This is a genomic window from Mesorhizobium sp. M8A.F.Ca.ET.202.01.1.1 (assembly GCF_004791595.1).
In the GTDB taxonomy this organism is placed as follows: domain Bacteria; phylum Pseudomonadota; class Alphaproteobacteria; order Rhizobiales; family Rhizobiaceae; genus Mesorhizobium.
Genome location: NZ_SRUN01000003.1, coordinates 12,468 through 27,652, shown reverse-complemented (window position 1 = coordinate 27,652; position 15,185 = coordinate 12,468). Strand labels below are relative to the sequence as shown.

The window sequence follows — 15,185 nt, the reverse complement described above, 5'->3', positions numbered from 1 at the left end:
TCTCTTCAGGGAATGTCTTCAGGCCGCCGGCCGGGCCGGCTTTTGTAGGCTGGAAACGTCCAGCCGAAACGGAGCGCACCGCCGCGCACCGCGAACGCCGCGGCGAAGCCGGCCAGTTCTGAAACGATCGGCGGCAATCCTGTGACGTCGCCAGCCGTGAAGATTGCAGCACCTGCGAGAGCGGCCGTAACGTAGATTTCCGGCCTCAGCAGCACCGAGGGCTCGCCGGCCAGCAGATCACGCAGGATGCCGCCTGACGTGGCGGTGAGCACGCCGGTGATGACGGAGACGACCGGCGAACCGGTAATGGCCAGCCCCTTGGCCGCCCCCATCACCGAAAAAGCGGCCAACCCGATGGCGTCGAGCCAGAGCAGCCATTTCCAGCGGGATTCGACACGGTGCGCACCAAAGAACACCAGCACCGCAACCGCCGCGCAGATCAGCACATAGCTGGAGTTGGCGACCCAGAAAACTGGCAGATTGAGGATAACGTCGCGAAGCGTGCCGCCGCCGATACCGGTGACGCTGGCCAGGAACAGAAAGCCGATAATGTCGAGCTGCTTGCGCGACGCCGCCAACGCCCCGGTCGCCGCGAAGACGGCAACGCCGGCATAGTCGAGGAGGGCGATGGGGTTCATGAATTATGCGGTTAAGGGAGCAGGGGAGTAGGGGAGTAGGGGAGTATGTTTAGCACGAAGCCGCATGATTCATACGGCTTCCTGTTTTCCTGCCCTACTCCCCTATTCCCTAATCACGCATCCTTTTCGGCCTGCTCATTGACCGGCCCTGGCTCGACCGGTGCGTCGGCGACAATTTTCGGGCCGCCCTTGGCGACGCCGACCATGGCCGGGCGCAGCACCCGCTCGCCGATCGAATAGCCCGGCTGCACGACCTGGACCACGGTGTTGGCCGGCACATCGGGATTGGGCACTTCGAACATTGCCTGGTGGAAATTGGGATCGAACTTTTCGCCTTCCGGCGCGAGTTTCTTGACCCCGTGCCGTTCCAGCGCCGACAGCATGGCGCGCTCGGTCAGGTCGACGCCTTCGATCAGTGCCTTGAAGCCGGCGTCCCCCGACGCCTTGGCCTCGGCGGGAATGGCATCCAGCGCGCGGCGCAGATTGTCCGACACCGACAGCATGTCGCGGGCGAAATTCGCCACCGCATAGGTTCGCGCGTCATGCACGTCGCGCGCGGTGCGGCGGCGCAGGTTCTCCATCTCGGCCGCGACGCGCAGCGCGCGGTCCTTCAGTTCTTCGTTTTCCTTCAGCAGTCGTACAAGCGCTTCATAGTCGCCATCGATGCTGCCTTCCGTGCGCTCGGCATTGGCCTCGGCCGCCTCGGCTTCACTGGGCGCGCGTTCGTCTTTTGCCTGGTCGCTCATCGCCGTTTCCCGTCATCTTGAATGGTGTGGATTTTGTGCCCGATATCGAGGTTCGCAGGCCAAAAATCAAGGGGAAAGCAACCGCAAGGCCCTTTGAAGACGCCGGGACGATGCTGCGATTTTAATTCAAATTTTACCGTACTTGCCGGCTTTGCTTGCCTCAGGGGCGTGATGGGGGAACCATTCCCTTGCTGGAGGAGTTTCGGAGCCGACGCAGGATTTTGAGATGATGACCCGCAAAAAGCTTGAAAAGGGCGAAAGGCTCGCCGCGGAGGTCCGGCGCCAGCTCGGTGCCGAGACGATGGCGCGCTTTCTGCGCACCTTGCCAGCCTTCCACACGGAGACCGACATCCCCGATCGTTTCAGGCAATTGCTCGACCGCCTTGACCGGGTCGAGAATGGCGACGCCTGGCGGCGGCAGTAGGCGCCTCGTCCGGCCTTACGCGACAATTACGCACAGTAACTTTACGTGAAGGCCGGCTTGCGGCGGCGGCGCACCCTGCCTATGCTTCCTGATGAACATGATTTCCCCGGAAATGGCGGCGAGTAGCAAGCGCGCCTGGCTCAAGATTCTGGCACGCTACAAGAAGCCCGACAGGCGGCGCAGCGCACTCGAACTCGCCATTACCCTCATTCCTTTCGCCTCGCTGTGGGCTCTGTCTTCCGCCGCCTATGCCTACGGCCATTGGTGGGGGCTGATCCTCATCCTGCCCGCGGCCGGGTTCCTGGTGCGGATCTTCATGATCCAGCACGATTGCGGCCATGGCTCGTTCTTCGCCAATCGCATTGCCGACGACTGGATCGGCCGAGCGCTCGGTGTCCTGACGCTGACGCCCTACGATTGCTGGCGGCGTGCCCACGCCGTGCATCATGCCAGCGCCGGCAATCTCGATGAGCGCGGCATGGGTGACATCAGGACGTTGACCGTCGCCGAGTACCGGCGCCTGTCCTGGCGCGGGCGCCTGGCCTATCGCCTCTATCGCCATCCGCTGGTGATGTTCGGGCTCGGGCCGATCTGGTTGTTCATCTTCTCGCAAAGGCTGCCCATCGGTATGATGCGCGGCGGCTTTACGCCCTGGGTGTCGTCGATGACCACCAATCTCGCCATTGCGCTTGCGGCGGCATTGCTTATCTGGGCCGTCGGTCCCGGCGCGTTCCTGATTGTCCATCTGCCGATCGTCATCCTCGCCGGTTCGGCCGGCATCTGGCTGTTCTACGTCCAGCATCAGTTCGAGGAGACCGAATGGGCGAAGGACGAGGAATGGCAGTTCCAGCATGCCGCCCTGCACGGCTCGTCCTACTACGACCTGCCGCCGGTTCTGAACTGGTTCACCGGCAATATCGGCGTCCACCACGTCCACCACCTCTCCGCCAAGGTGCCCGGCTACCGGTTGCAGGAAGTGCTGCGAGACTATCCGGAACTGCGCGGTATCGGCCGCGTCACGCTGCTCGACAGCCTGCGCTGCGTCAAACTGGCCTTGTGGGACGAAAGCCGCAGCAAGCTGATATCGTTCCGAGAGGCACACGCGGCGCTGTAGCGCTTGTCTTGCTTCCCATCAACGGAGAGGTGAAGTGCGGTCCGCGCAGCGGACGAAAAGCCAATTGCCTGGCTTTTCGAACAATGCCCAAGGGCCGCATGAGGAAGCAGCGCAAAGCTTTCCAACCTGAGTTGAAAGCGTAGAAGAGCAGCCGGTTCTCAGAGCCTCAGGCCGCCTGCCGCTCGTCGCGCATCAGGATCTCGCCATGGCGGATCTCCGTGCCCAGCACCTTCAGGCATTCGCGAATGAAATTGGACAGGCCCGGCCAGCCCTTGGCAGATACGAGATTGCCGTCGACATGGGCTCCGTTCGGCGCGACGTCGATATAGATACCGCCGGCCAGCGTCACTTCCGGCTCGCAATAGTGAAGCGCCGCCACTTCCCTGCCCCGCACCACGCCGTCGACCGCGATCAGGATCTGCACGCCGTGGCAGATGGTGAAGATCGGCTTGCCGGTCTCATGGAAGTGCCGCACCAGCGCCTGCACGCGCTTGTCGATGCGGATGTATTCGGGACCGCGCCCGCCCGCCGCGTAGACGGCATCGTACTGGCCCGGATCCACCTCGGAAAACGTCTTGTTAAGGATGTAATCGTGGCCGAGCTTTTCGGTGTAGGTCTGGTGGCCCTCGAAATCGTGCAGCGATGTCTTCAGCACATCGCCCGCCTTCTTGTCCGGGCACACGACATGCACGGTGTGGCCGACGGCATGCATGGCCTGCTCAAAGACGAAAATCTCATATTCCTCGCTGAACTCGCCAACGAGCATCAATATTTTCTTACCAGCCATTCCCGGTTCCTCCCTTTGTGGCCATTTATTTCGGATGACGAAATAATCGACTTATCGTAAGGGCAGGACGGTGAAAGGGGAAGCGGAAATCGCCCTATTGGTAAGACCAGTTTTCGGAGACGGGCACGATCACCAGCAAATTCGATTCGTTAAAAAGGCCAAAATGGAATCATTGGTTCGACCAGACTACGGTCAGGCAACCGCCTTGATCATGTCCGCGGCCTTCTCGGCGATCATGATGGTCGGCGCATTGGTGTTGCCGCCGATCAGCCTCGGCATCACCGAGGCGTCGACGACGCGCAAGGCTTGCATGCCGTGGACACGCAGTTCCGGATCAACCACCGCCATATCGTCGATGCCCATCTTGCAGGTGCCGGCCGGGTGATAAATCGTGTCGGCGCGGGCACGGATATGGGACATAAGCTCCGCGTCGCTCGACACGCCGGCAGTGTAGATTTCCTTGTGGCGGTATTTGGCCAGTGCCGGCGCCTCCAGGACACCGCGCATCATTCGAACACCCCTCAGCAGAAGCTCGCCGTCACGTTCGTCCGATAGAAAGCGCGGGTCGATGCGCGGTGCCGCCAGCGGATCCGCGCTCGACAGCCCGACCTCGCCCCGCGAATATGGCCGCAGCACGCAGACGTGGCAGGAAAAACCGTAACCCATATGCAGCTTGCGGCCGTGATCGTCGACGATGGCGATGCAGAAATGCAGTTGCAGGTCGGGCCGGTCGATCGCTGGGTCGGATTTGAGGAAGGCGCCGCCTTCCGCGTAGGGCGTAGCGATCATGCCGCCGCCATCCCTGCGCCAGCGCAGCATATGCCGCAGCAGGCCAGGCAGACCGCGCACACCGATGCCCATCATGTCGGCGTCCTTCGACGTCCAGCCCAGGATGAAATCGAGATGATCCTGCAGGTTCTTGCCCACTCCGGGCAGTTCGTGAGCAACCGGAATACCGTGCACGGCAAGTTCGGCGGCGGGGCCAATGCCCGATAGCAACAGCAGTTGCGGCGAACCGAAAGCGCCGCCGCAGACAATGACCTCGCGCCCGGCTTGTGCAATCGCTTCGCTGTTGCCCTTGCGATAGCGAACGCCGGTCGACCGCTTGCCGTCAAGCACGATGCCCGTGGCTTGTGCTCCGGTGATGACGGTAAGGTTGGGCCGGCTCATGACCGGATGCAGATATGCGGCAGCCGCCGAGCATCGTTCGCCATTGCGGCGCTCGCCCCAGAACTGGGTCACCTGATAGAGCCCGGCCCCTTCCTGCTCCGGTCCGTTGAAATCGTCGTTGCGGCGTATCTGGTTTTCGCCGCAGGCCTCGACGAAGGCCCTTGAGAGCGCACGCGGCTCCTGCTGTTCGCCGACCCGCAGCGGTCCTTCACTGCCATGTAGTGCGTCTGCACCGCGCTGATTGCCTTCGGCACGCCGGAAATAGGGCAGCACGTCGTCCCACGACCAGCCCCGGCAGCCGAGATCGGCCCATTCGTCATAGTCGCCACGGTGCCCGCGCGTGTAGAGCATGGCGTTGATGGCACTGGAGCCGCCGAGCGTCTTGCCGCGCGGCTGGTAACCCTTGCGGCCGCCAAGCCCAGGCTGCGGCACCGTCTCGAACGCCCAGTTGTTGATCTTCGGCCGGCCCGGCAGCAGCGCGATGACGCCGGCGGGTGCGCGGATCAGCAGATCCTTGCCGGCTCCTCCCGCCTCGATCAGGCAAACTGTTTTCGAGGGATCTTCGGAGAGCCGCGCGGCAAGCGTGCAGCCGGCGGACCCGCCACCGGCGATGACATAGTCGTAGCGCATGAGACCCCTCCCAGATCGTCAGGCGGATATTTCTATCCGGAGGATCAGAGAAGGCCCGATCGCGGGCGATGTAAAGACGCGTGGACCTACCGCCGCGTCAGTTGCCGCGGGCCCGCCGCCAGGAATATTTCGGACCCTTGGGCTCCGCTATGGCGGCCGGCTGGTAGTAAAGCCCCAACCCGCCGGTACGGCCCTCTTCCAGGCGCTTCAAGAGCACTGGATTCGAGATCTCGAACTCGTCGAAACCAAGCCGCAGCATATGCGGCAACGGGTCGACCAGGATCTGCCCGGTGGCACGCAGCGCGCCCGTGAAATGATAGCGGTTGCGCAGCAGTTCGCCCTTGGTGAAAGACCGGCCGTCGCCGAAAGCCGGGAAGGCCAGCGCCACCAGCGACAGCTGGTCGAGCAGGTCGGCGATCTTCTCGAGTTGATCGCCGGGCTGCAGCACGACGCCAAGCCGCTCCTTCGCCGAGCGGCGCACCTCCGGGTCAAGATCGAGGAATGCCTGCAACGGCAGGATGAAGCGGCCATTGCCTGCCAGCGCGTCGGCGCTTTCGGCATGGGTCCACTCGTCCTCGCGAAACCCTTCAGGGGTCCAGAGCCGGGTCTCCGGTGTCGTCGGTTCAGTCATCAAAATTCCTAAAAATTCAAAGAGCTCAAGGGTGTGCTGAAATTCAGGTCAGGCCGCTTCGAAAACGGTTGCTTCCGAGAACCGGAGCGGAGCGTACTTGAAGTACGTGAGCCCCGGAAGCGCAGGAAGCCGCCGTTTGCAGGCCGGCCTCACCTGAATTGCAACATACCCTATAGTGATGCGTCGGTCAGCGACACTTCCAGTCCCGACAGGTGAATGCCGCACTCGGTCTTGGCGTGACCGGCCCAGCGGCCGCTGCGCGCGTCCTCGCCCGGCTGCACCGGCTGCGTGCACGGAAAGCAGCCGATCGACAGATAGCCATAGGCGACCAGTGGATTTTCGCGCAGCGCATGCGAACGCATGTAGTCGGCCTGATCCGACGTCGTCCAGTGCGCCAGCGGATTGATGCGGATGCGCGGGCCGACCGCCTCGAACACCGGAAGTGCGGCCCGTGTCGAGGCCTGGAAGCGCTTGCGACCTGTGAACCAGGCACGGAAGGGGGCGACGCCACGTGCCAGCGGCTCGACCTTGCGCACGTCGCAGCAGGCATCGGTGTTGTTCTGATGCAGATTGCCGGTCGGGTCGATCCGTTCGAGCGCCGCCTCGTCGGGCTTGACCACCCGGATGTTGGTCAGCCCGAAATCGGCGACCAGCGCGTCGCGATAGCCGAGCGTCTCCTCGAAATGCTTGCCGGTATCGAGGAAGATGACCGGTAGCGTGCGGTCGATCTCCGCGATCATGTGCAGCAACACCGCCGAATCCGCGCCGAACGAAGACACGGCGGCGATCTCGTCGTGGAACAGGTCCCTGGCCGCACGTTCGATGATCTCAAGCGGCTTCAAATGGCCATAGAGCGCATCGAGGCCCGCCGCCTTGGCGGCGGCGCCGTCCTCGACGTCGGCAATACGGTCAAGCGGCCTTGGCTTCGCCAGCATAGAGCGCCTCCTTGAACGGCGCGGGACCGACACGGCGGTAGGCGTCGATGAATATTTCCTGTGGGTTGAGCCGAAGGCCGAGATAGGTATCGACGATCGTCTCGATGGCGTCGGTGATCTCTTCCGACGAGAAGCCGCGGCCGATGATCTCGCCGACGGAGGTGTTTTCGTCGGCCGAACCGCCGAGCGTCACCTGGTAGAGCTCGGAGCCTTTCTTCTCGACACCGAGGATGCCGATATGGCCGACATGGTGGTGGCCGCAGGCATTGATGCAGCCGGAGATCTTGAGCTTCAATTCGCCGATCTCGCGCTGCCGCTCCAGCGAGGCGAAGCGTTGCGAGATTTCCTGCGCGATCGGGATCGAGCGCGCCGTCGCCAGCGCGCAATAATCGAGGCCCGGGCACGAGATGATGTCCGAGATCAGGTTGGAATTGGCCGTCGCCAGCCCGATGTCGACCAGCGCGTCATAGACCGCCTTGAGGTCGGCGCGCGCCACATGTGGCAGGATCAGGTTCTGCTCATGGCTGACGCGCAACTCGTCGAAGGCGTATCTTTCGGCGATATCGGCGACGGCTTCCATCTGGCTGTCCGATGCGTCGCCCGGTACCTCGCCGATGCCCTTGAGCGAAATCGTCACCGCGGCATAATCGGGATGGCGGTGCGTCACCACGTTCTGGTCGAGCCAGTCCGAGAAGCCCTTGGAATCCAACCGCGCGAGCTTGACGGCCTCGTCGCCTTCCGGACGTCCGGCCAGCGCCGGCGGCGCGAAATAGGCCTCGATGGCGCGGATGTCCGCCTCAGGCAGCTTCAGTTCCGCATCCTTCAACTCCTGCCACTCGGCCTCGACCTGGCGGGTGATTTCCTCGGCGCCGGTCTCGTGCACCAGGATCTTGATGCGCGCCTTGTACTTGTTGTCGCGGCGGCCATAGAGGTTGTAAACGCGCAGGATCGCCGTGCAGTAGGACAGAAGATCGGCTTCCGGAAGGAAGTCGCGGATCTTGCGCGCCACCATCGGCGTGCGGCCCTGGCCACCACCGACATAGACGGCGAAGCCGAGTTCGCCGGCGGCGTTCTTCTTCAGGTGCAGGCCGATGTCATGCGTCTGGATGGCGGCGCGGTCACGCTCGGCTCCCGTCACCGCGATCTTGAACTTACGCGGCAGGAACGAGAATTCCGGATGCACCGACGACCACTGCCGCAGGATTTCCGCATAGGGGCGCGGATCGGCGACCTCGTCGGCGGCAGCGCCGGCAAAATGGTCCGCGGTGACATTGCGGATGCAGTTGCCGCTGGTCTGGATGGCGTGCATCTCGACGCTGGCCAGGTCCGCCAGGATCGCCGGAATGTCCGACAGCGCCGGCCAGTTGAACTGGATGTTCTGGCGCGTGGTGAAATGGCCGTAGCCCTTGTCGTATTTGCGGGCGATGTGGCCGAGCATGCGCAACTGCTTGCCGTTCAGCGTGCCGTAGGGCACGGCGATGCGAAGCATATAGGCGTGCAGCTGCAGGTAAACGCCGTTCATCAGCCTGAGCGGCCGGAACTGGTCCTCGGTGATCTCGCCGGACAGCCGGCGCTGGACCTGGTCGCTGAACTCGGCGACGCGGGCCTGGACAAAATCGTGGTCGAACTCATCGTAACGGTACATGCTTCGTCTTTCAGGGCGCGTCCGCCCACTTTCACTTTCAGTCTGGCTTACGCCGCCCGTATAGCCTGCTTGCCGAGATCGCCACGAATAGTGGGACCGGCGGCGCGGATCTTCTCGCGCAACCGCACCGGCTCGACGACGCCGTCGACGACTTCCGCGTCGATCAGATTGACGTCGACCACTTCATTGTCGGCATAGGCCTTGGCGCCGATCGCCTCCAGCCGATCCTCGGCCGCCTTGTCATGGGCAAGGTCTGCATGGTCCACCGTCTCGGCCCAGCCGCCATCGGCGTACCAGACGGCGATGCCGTCGCCGAGGCGATTGGCGGTCAGTATCTTCATGGCTGAACTCCCTCGGTGGCCGCTACGGGCGCATGCCTGTGAGCCGCGAGCGGCTCGGACCGCTCGAAATTGGCCCCGGCGACAGCGTCGCCGATGATGGTCATGACCGGTCCCGACAGATCCGCGCGCGCTTCCAGCGACGGCAGGTCGGCGAGTGTGCCGTGGAAGCGTCGGCGATTGGTCAGGCTGGCATTCTCGACCACGGCGACCGCCGTGTCCGGCGACAGGCCGGCCTCGATCAGCCGGCCGGCAACTTCGGCCGCGACCGAGCGGCCCATATAGACGGCGACGGTAGCACCGGAAATGGCGAGCTTGGCCCAGTCTGGCAATGAATTGCCCTTGAGATCGTGGCCGGTGGTGAACACCATCGAGGAGGAAACGCCGCGCAGCGTCAGCGGCAGCTCGAAATCGGCGGCAGCGGCGAAGGCCGCGGTGACACCCGGAACCACCTCATAGGCGATGCCGGCATCGCGCAGCGCCGCCATCTCCTCGCCGGCGCGCCCGAACACCAGCGGATCACCCGACTTCAGCCGCACGACGCGCTTGCCCGCACGGCCGAGCTCCACCAGCAATGCATTGATTTCGGCCTGGCTCTTGGTGTGGCAGCCCTTGCGCTTTCCCACCGGCAGACGCTCGGCATCGCGGCGCCCCATGGCGACGACCGCCTCCGGCACCAGCGCGTCATGGACGATGACGTCGGCTTCCATCAGGAGACGATGCGCCCGCAGGGTCAGGAGATCCTCGGCGCCGGGACCGGCGCCCACCAGGGCGATGTGGCCGCGAACGGGCGCGTCGGACACCAGCAGATCGGCGGCGGCTTCGCGCGCCCGCGAAAATTCGCCAGCCTCGACCGCGCGCGCCGGCGCTCCACCGAAGAAGTCGCTCCAGAAACGGCGACGTATATTGCCCCTGGGCAATCTCTCGGCGGCATTGCGGAACGAGGCGGCAAGCGCCGCCAGCGCGCCAAGCGACGGCGACAGCATGCGGTCGATGCGGCCGCGCAGCATCTGCGCCAGCACCGGGCCTGCGCCTTCGGTGCCGATGGCAATGGCGACCGGCGCGCGGTTGACCAGCGCAGGCGTGAAGAAATCGCAGAGGTCCGGCCGGTCGACCGCATTGACCGGAATGCCCAGCCGGCGCGCGTCGGCGGCCACGCGACGATCGAGCGTCTCGTCGCCGCTGGCGGCAAACACCATCACGGCGCCTTCGAGCCGTGAGGCGTCATACCCGGCGGCCACATGGTTCGCGCCGGTCTCGGCGATGAAGGCCAACAGCTCCGGTTCGGCATTTGCGGCGATGATGTACAGAACCGCGCTCGACTGGGCGATCAGCCGCGCCTTGGCCAGCGCCTGCTCGCCGCCGCCGACAATGGCCACGGCTTCGCCCTCGACCCGCACGAAGACGGGAAAGGCATTGAGCTTGGTGGTGGCTTGCGGCATCAGAAAAGCAATCCGGGAACAGTTTCGCAGTTTTACGCCCAGGCATAAAAAAGCAGAAGCAAAGCACTCGCTCATCCGGTGATGGCAGGCAATCGCTTTTTCGCAACCGCGAAGAGCAGGAGAAAAATATTCCACGCCCATGTCCTGAGCACACCAGGGCCGTCGAAACAGGCCTTGATTTCAGGCACTTTTAGCTGCCGGCGACCTGTCCCGCAAAATAGTTTTTTCTAAATTCTACCAATTCAGTAGATTAAAGTCGTGCAGAGGCGATTTCATGTTCGCCGCCCGTCTTCGCGACCGCTCGGTCCGCCGTTTCAGTGGAACGTGACCGGCCAGAAAGCGTTCCCGGAATAGCCACCACTCAACAAGGAGCGTTTTCATGAACACGATCATTTTGAAGCATGGCATTTGGGTTCTGGTGGCCGACGGTGAAAAGGCGCTCCTGCTCAAGAATGCCGGCGACACCAAATTTCCCAACCTTGAAGTGGTGCAGGTGATGGAACAGGAAAACCCGCCCACCCGCGAACAGGGAAGCGACAGCCCGGGCCGATACAATGATGGCCCATCCGTACACCGCAGCGCGGTCGAGGAGACCGACTGGCACCGTATCGGCAAGGAACGCTTCGCCCAGGAGATTGCCGCGCGGCTCTACAAGCTTGCCCATGACGGCGAGTTCGACAGCATCGTGCTTGTCGCCCCACCGGTGGTGCTCGGTGCCATGCGCAAGAAGCTGCATAAGGAGGTTGGTGACAAGGTGACGGCCGAGATCCCGAAGACCATGACCAACCACGACATTTCCGAGATCGAGGCCTTGCTGCAGGCAGCCTGATCGCCGGCAACAGGGCGAATACCGTCGCGGGCTCGAACAGATCGGCGGCATCCGTTCGCCGGTCCGGCATTTTGTCGCCGCGCCGTCGCTTTTCGCACCCTTGCGGGTTGCATCATCGTTACCGCTTCCACCATATTGCAAGACAGGCGACGGCTTCGGGCGGCGCATATCCGACATCGCTAGCTTGAAAGGCGCTCCATAGACAATGCCGCATGACACGCCCCTTATCGCCACCATCGTCGCCGGTCTGGGGCTGGCTTTCGTCTTCGGCGCTCTCGCCAATCGTTTCCGCATTCCGCCACTGGTCGGCTATCTCGTAGCCGGCGTGCTGGTCGGGCCGAACACGCCCGGTTTCGTCGCCGACGCCGGGCTTGCCAACGAATTGGCCGAAATCGGCGTCATCCTCCTGATGTTCGGCGTTGGCCTGCATTTTTCGCTCAAGGACCTTCTGTCGGTCCGCGCCATCGCCGTGCCTGGCGCCATCGTCCAGATCGGCTTTGCCACCGCGCTCGGCGCCGGGCTGTCCTGGATGCTCGGCTGGTCGATGGGCGCGGGCCTGGTGTTCGGCCTGGCGCTGTCGGTCGCCTCGACCGTGGTGCTGCTGCGCGCACTTCAGGAACGCCGCCTGATCGAGACCGAGCGCGGCCGCATCGCCGTCGGCTGGTTGATCGTCGAGGACCTGGCCATGGTGCTGGCGCTGGTGCTGCTGCCGGCGCTTGCCGGCGTGCTCGGCGGCCAGGAACAGGCCGATGCCCATTCGAGCGGCCTGCTGACGCTGCCGGCCAGCTATGGCATCTGGGGTGTCGTCGGCATCACGCTGGCCAAGGTTGCCGCCTTCGTCGTCGTCATGCTGGTGGTCGGCCGCCGGGTAATTCCGTGGATCCTGCACTACGTCGCCCATACCGGGTCGCGCGAGCTGTTCCGTCTCTCGGTGCTCGCCATTGCCCTCGGCGTCGCCTTCGGCGCGGCAAAATTGTTCGGCGTCTCGCTGGCGCTGGGCGCCTTCTTCGCCGGCATGATCATGAGCGAATCCGAGCTCAGCCACCGAGCGGCGGAAGAATCGCTGCCGCTGCGCGATGCCTTCTCGGTGCTGTTCTTCGTCTCCGTCGGCATGCTGTTCGACCCGTTCAGCCTGATCAGCAACGGCCTGCCGATCCTGGCGACGCTGGCCATCATCGTCATCGGCAAGTCGCTGGCGGCGTTCGTCATCGTCGTCGCCTTCGGCTATCCCCTGGCCACGGCCTTGATGATTTCGGCCAGCCTTGCCCAGATCGGTGAATTCTCCTTCATCCTGGCCGAACTCGGCGTCGGGCTGAAACTTCTGCCCGAACAGGGCCGCGACCTCATCCTTGCGGGGGCCATCCTGTCGATCGTGCTCAACCCGCTGATGTTCCTGGTCATCGACTGGATGAAGCCTTGGCTGGAGGCCCGCGCCACCAGGACGGCACCGCCGGTGGACGCCAAGCCGGTTGGTCCGGCGACGGAACCGGGTCAGGTGGCCTCCGTTGCCGCAATGGCGAAAGCCGAAGACGGTCCGCCGCCGAAGACGAGCCTCACCAACCACACAATCCTGATCGGCTACGGACGGGTCGGCGGCCTTGTTGGTGCCGCACTGAAACAAGCCTCCCTACCCTTCCTCGCCATCGAGGATGCCGACAAGACGCTGGCCAGACTGAAAGCCGACGGCATCGAAACCATCGCCGGCAATGCCGCCAATGCCGAAGTGTTCGCCGCCGCCAATCCTGAAGGTGCAAAGCGGTTGATCCTTGCCATCCCCAATGCCTTCGAGGCCGGCCAGATCGTGCTGCGGGCACGCACCGCCAATCCCAACATCAACGTCGTCGCCCGCGCCCATTCCGACGCCGAGGTCGAGCATCTGAAGGGGCTCGGCGCCGATACGGTGATCATGGGCGAACGCGAGATCGCGCGCGGCATTGTCGAAGAGGTGCTTGGCCACAAGCCGCGGGCCGCTGAACCGTCCGCTGCCTGAACCGACGTGCCACAGGCGCGCTGATCATGCCACGAATGCCGAACCGCCGTTTTGCGCGACGCTGCCGAGGTATTTTGCCGGAGGCTTGCCAAGCGCCTTCCTGAACATGGTGATGAAGGCGGTGACCGAGCCATAGCCGAGATCGCCCGAGACCTGCTGCACACTCGCACCCGAGGCCAGCTCCCGAATGGCGACGATCAGGTGCAATTGCTGGCGCCAGCGCCCGAAGCTCAAGCCAGTCTCCTTGACGACGAGACGCGCCAGACTGCTTTCGCTGAGCGCGACGCGGCTGGCCCATTGTGCCAGCGTGCTGCGATCGGCGGGGTCCTGCGCCAACGCCTCGGCGATCCGCCTCAATCGCGGCTCGGCTGAAATCGGCAGATGCAGTTGCTGGACAGGCATGCGCGGCAGTTCGGCAAGCAGGGTCCTGGTCAGGAGCTCATCCCTTGCCTTGTCGTCCTGCACGCTGTCGGACAGCTCGACGATCAGTTCGCGCAGCAGCGGCGAAATTGAAAGCGTGCAGCACCGGTCCGGCAATTCGGCGGCTCCCGGCTCGATATAGACGAAGAAGATCCGGGCATTGGCCGTCGCGATGTTGCTGTGCTCCATGGAACCGGGGATCCATACCCCGCAATGCGGCGGCACCATCCACAGGCCGCTCGGAACGCGGCATGTGACGCCGCCTCCGAGCGCAAAGACGAGCTGGCCCTTGCGATGCCAATGAGCGGGAACCTCTGCACTGGTTTCGGTGACGTCGACACGAACGGCGATGGCTGGCGCCAGCACGTCATCGACATCGAAATTGAGCCATGGGTAGCGAAGAGGCTGTCTCATGATCGACCGCTTTTAGCGATTAAATGCCATGATAGCTAAATTCTTCAAGCTGCGAAGCCGGTAAGGTCCAGCGTCCAGCAAGAAGGTACGCACCCATGCTCGCCTTAGTCATATCTTCCGACAGCGCCACGCGGCTCAGGCTGGCCGAGGTGGAAGAACCTCGGCCCCTCGCGGACGAAGCGCTCGTCTCCGTCCACGCAACCTCGTTGAACCGGGGTGAATTGCGCCTGCTCACCATCCGTCCGAACGGCTGGAGACCCGGCCAGGACATCGTTGGAATTGTCGAGCGCGCGGCCGCCGATGGCTCCGGGCCGGCTGCGGGCACCCGGGTCGCGGCCTTGGTCGACCAGGCCGGCTGGGCCGAACGGGTCGCCGTTTCAACCGACCGTCTCGCCGTCCTGCCGGATGAGGTCGGCTTCGTCTCGGCAGCCACGCTCCCCGTGGCGGGCACGACGGCGCTCAGGACTTTGCGCCATGGCGGTGACCTGGCCGGCCTACAGGTCCTGGTCACCGGTGCAAGCGGTGCCGTCGGTCGCTTCCAGATCCAGATCGCCCGCGAGCAGGGTGCTTCAGTGACCGCCATCGCCGCCGGCCGGCACCACGAGGATCTGCGTGGGCTGGGAGCCGAGCAGATCGTCGAGTCGATCGAGCAGGCCAAGGGGCCGTTTTCGCTGATCACCGAGTCGGTCGGCGGCAAAAGCCTCGCACATGCGATCGAACGCGTCGCGCCCGGTGGGACAATCGTCATCTTCGGTTCGAGCAGCGGCGAACTCACGCCGGTTGGATTCCGCCAGTTCGTTCCGGGTCACGAAGGGGCGAGGCTTCAGACGTTCGCCTACTACACGTCCGGTTCCGCCATCGGCGCTGACATCGCCGCGCTGCTCGCCCTGGTCGCCGCCGGACGGCTGGAAACCCGCGTGGCTATGACCGCGCGGTGGACGGAGATCGGACAAGCCCTGGACGCGCTGCGCCAGCGCAGCTTCAGCGGCAAGGCCGTTCTCACCCTGGCCGGATGAGCAGGCCTTGGCTCGA

At 64.0% G+C, this 15,185-nt stretch carries 15 protein-coding genes; 5 read left to right on the top strand and 10 right to left on the bottom strand.

The genetic code is table 11. The annotated features are described in order from the left end of the window. Positions 1–5: 5 nt before the first annotated feature. A complete protein-coding gene (locus EN845_RS08115) occupies positions 6–638 on the bottom strand; it encodes a trimeric intracellular cation channel family protein (RefSeq protein WP_127870002.1) in 633 nt (210 codons plus the stop codon). Between the two features lie 113 nt (positions 639–751). Continuing rightward, entirely contained in the window at positions 752–1,384 is a 633-nt protein-coding gene (grpE, locus tag EN845_RS08110) for a nucleotide exchange factor GrpE (RefSeq protein WP_127870003.1), read from the bottom strand. A 226-nt stretch (positions 1,385–1,610) separates the two neighbouring features. On the opposite strand from grpE, the gene EN845_RS08105 reads away from it, so the two are divergent. Together EN845_RS08105 and EN845_RS08100 are read left to right on the top strand one after the other, a co-directional pair. Continuing rightward, positions 1,611–1,808, top strand: coding sequence for a hypothetical protein (locus tag EN845_RS08105; protein WP_127280461.1), 198 nt, complete (start codon positions 1,611–1,613; stop codon positions 1,806–1,808). A gap of 91 nt (positions 1,809–1,899) precedes the next feature. Further along, complete coding sequence (locus EN845_RS08100) at positions 1,900–2,922, top strand: fatty acid desaturase (RefSeq protein WP_127870004.1); 1,023 nt, start codon at positions 1,900–1,902, stop codon at positions 2,920–2,922. 166 nt (positions 2,923–3,088) lie between these two features. Here the strand turns inward: EN845_RS08100 and EN845_RS08095 are convergent, their stop codons facing one another. From EN845_RS08095 to cysG, 7 genes are all read right to left on the bottom strand, one after another. Beyond that, positions 3,089–3,709 carry a DJ-1/PfpI family protein gene (locus EN845_RS08095; RefSeq protein WP_127280673.1) on the bottom strand — a complete coding sequence of 207 codons (621 nt, stop codon included), beginning with the start codon at positions 3,707–3,709 and terminating at the stop codon, positions 3,089–3,091. A 192-nt stretch (positions 3,710–3,901) separates the two neighbouring features. After that, positions 3,902–5,509, bottom strand: a complete 1,608-nt coding sequence (locus EN845_RS08090) for a GMC family oxidoreductase N-terminal domain-containing protein (protein ID WP_127870005.1) — start codon at positions 5,507–5,509, stop codon at positions 3,902–3,904. Between the two features lie 97 nt (positions 5,510–5,606). Next, a complete protein-coding gene (locus EN845_RS08085; protein ID WP_127870006.1) occupies positions 5,607–6,140 on the bottom strand; it encodes a DUF934 domain-containing protein in 534 nt (177 codons plus the stop codon). 170 nt (positions 6,141–6,310) lie between these two features. After that, positions 6,311–7,075, bottom strand: a complete 765-nt coding sequence (locus EN845_RS08080; protein ID WP_127870007.1) for a phosphoadenylyl-sulfate reductase — start codon at positions 7,073–7,075, stop codon at positions 6,311–6,313. Then, positions 7,050–8,720: a nitrite/sulfite reductase gene (locus EN845_RS08075; protein ID WP_127870008.1), complete on the bottom strand. Its 1,671-nt coding sequence runs from the start codon at positions 8,718–8,720 to the stop codon at positions 7,050–7,052. Before EN845_RS08075 ends, EN845_RS08080 begins: the two co-directional genes overlap by 26 nt. Before the next feature lie 47 nt (positions 8,721–8,767). Continuing rightward, positions 8,768–9,061 (bottom strand): DUF2849 domain-containing protein, encoded by a 294-nt coding sequence (locus EN845_RS08070; protein ID WP_127281321.1) that lies wholly within the window; start codon positions 9,059–9,061, stop codon positions 8,768–8,770. Next, the gene (gene cysG / locus EN845_RS08065) at positions 9,058–10,500 is read right to left on the bottom strand and encodes a siroheme synthase CysG (RefSeq protein ID WP_127870009.1); all 1,443 of its coding nucleotides are present in this window, start codon (positions 10,498–10,500) and stop codon (positions 9,058–9,060) included. Before cysG ends, EN845_RS08070 begins: the two co-directional genes overlap by 4 nt. Positions 10,501–10,879: 379 nt before the next feature. Here cysG and EN845_RS08060 point away from each other — a divergent pair, with 379 nt between their 5' ends. After that, positions 10,880–11,329: a host attachment protein gene (locus EN845_RS08060; protein WP_127870010.1), complete on the top strand. Its 450-nt coding sequence runs from the start codon at positions 10,880–10,882 to the stop codon at positions 11,327–11,329. A gap of 205 nt (positions 11,330–11,534) precedes the next feature. Continuing rightward, a complete protein-coding gene (locus EN845_RS08055) occupies positions 11,535–13,319 on the top strand; it encodes a cation:proton antiporter (RefSeq protein ID WP_127870011.1) in 1,785 nt (594 codons plus the stop codon). 24 nt (positions 13,320–13,343) lie between these two features. Here the strand turns inward: EN845_RS08055 and EN845_RS08050 are convergent, their stop codons facing one another. Continuing rightward, on the bottom strand, positions 13,344–14,153 hold the full coding sequence (locus EN845_RS08050; protein WP_127870012.1) for a helix-turn-helix transcriptional regulator: 810 nt from the start codon (positions 14,151–14,153) through the stop codon (positions 13,344–13,346). 95 nt (positions 14,154–14,248) lie between these two features. Here EN845_RS08050 and EN845_RS08045 point away from each other — a divergent pair, with 95 nt between their 5' ends. Beyond that, entirely contained in the window at positions 14,249–15,169 is a 921-nt protein-coding gene (locus EN845_RS08045; protein ID WP_127870013.1) for a zinc-binding dehydrogenase, read from the top strand. The last annotated feature ends 16 nt before the right edge of the window (positions 15,170–15,185 follow it).

Excerpts from the sequence above, each read along its gene's own strand:
- EN845_RS08115 (WP_127870002.1), bottom strand. The coding sequence starts at position 638 with ATGAACCCCATCGCCCTCCTCGACTATGCCGGCGTTGCCGTCTTCGCG.
- grpE (WP_127870003.1), bottom strand. The coding sequence starts at position 1,384 with ATGAGCGACCAGGCAAAAGACGAACGCGCGCCCAGTGAAGCCGAGGCG.
- EN845_RS08105 (WP_127280461.1), top strand. The coding sequence starts at position 1,611 with ATGATGACCCGCAAAAAGCTTGAAAAGGGCGAAAGGCTCGCCGCGGAG.
- EN845_RS08100 (WP_127870004.1), top strand. The coding sequence starts at position 1,900 with ATGAACATGATTTCCCCGGAAATGGCGGCGAGTAGCAAGCGCGCCTGG.
- EN845_RS08095 (WP_127280673.1), bottom strand. The coding sequence starts at position 3,709 with ATGGCTGGTAAGAAAATATTGATGCTCGTTGGCGAGTTCAGCGAGGAA.
- EN845_RS08090 (WP_127870005.1), bottom strand. The coding sequence starts at position 5,509 with ATGCGCTACGACTATGTCATCGCCGGTGGCGGGTCCGCCGGCTGCACG.
- EN845_RS08085 (WP_127870006.1), bottom strand. The coding sequence starts at position 6,140 with ATGACTGAACCGACGACACCGGAGACCCGGCTCTGGACCCCTGAAGGG.
- EN845_RS08080 (WP_127870007.1), bottom strand. The coding sequence starts at position 7,075 with ATGCTGGCGAAGCCAAGGCCGCTTGACCGTATTGCCGACGTCGAGGAC.
- EN845_RS08075 (WP_127870008.1), bottom strand. The coding sequence starts at position 8,720 with ATGTACCGTTACGATGAGTTCGACCACGATTTTGTCCAGGCCCGCGTC.
- EN845_RS08070 (WP_127281321.1), bottom strand. The coding sequence starts at position 9,061 with ATGAAGATACTGACCGCCAATCGCCTCGGCGACGGCATCGCCGTCTGG.
- cysG (WP_127870009.1), bottom strand. The coding sequence starts at position 10,500 with ATGCCGCAAGCCACCACCAAGCTCAATGCCTTTCCCGTCTTCGTGCGG.
- EN845_RS08060 (WP_127870010.1), top strand. The coding sequence starts at position 10,880 with ATGAACACGATCATTTTGAAGCATGGCATTTGGGTTCTGGTGGCCGAC.
- EN845_RS08055 (WP_127870011.1), top strand. The coding sequence starts at position 11,535 with ATGCCGCATGACACGCCCCTTATCGCCACCATCGTCGCCGGTCTGGGG.
- EN845_RS08050 (WP_127870012.1), bottom strand. The coding sequence starts at position 14,153 with ATGAGACAGCCTCTTCGCTACCCATGGCTCAATTTCGATGTCGATGAC.
- EN845_RS08045 (WP_127870013.1), top strand. The coding sequence starts at position 14,249 with ATGCTCGCCTTAGTCATATCTTCCGACAGCGCCACGCGGCTCAGGCTG.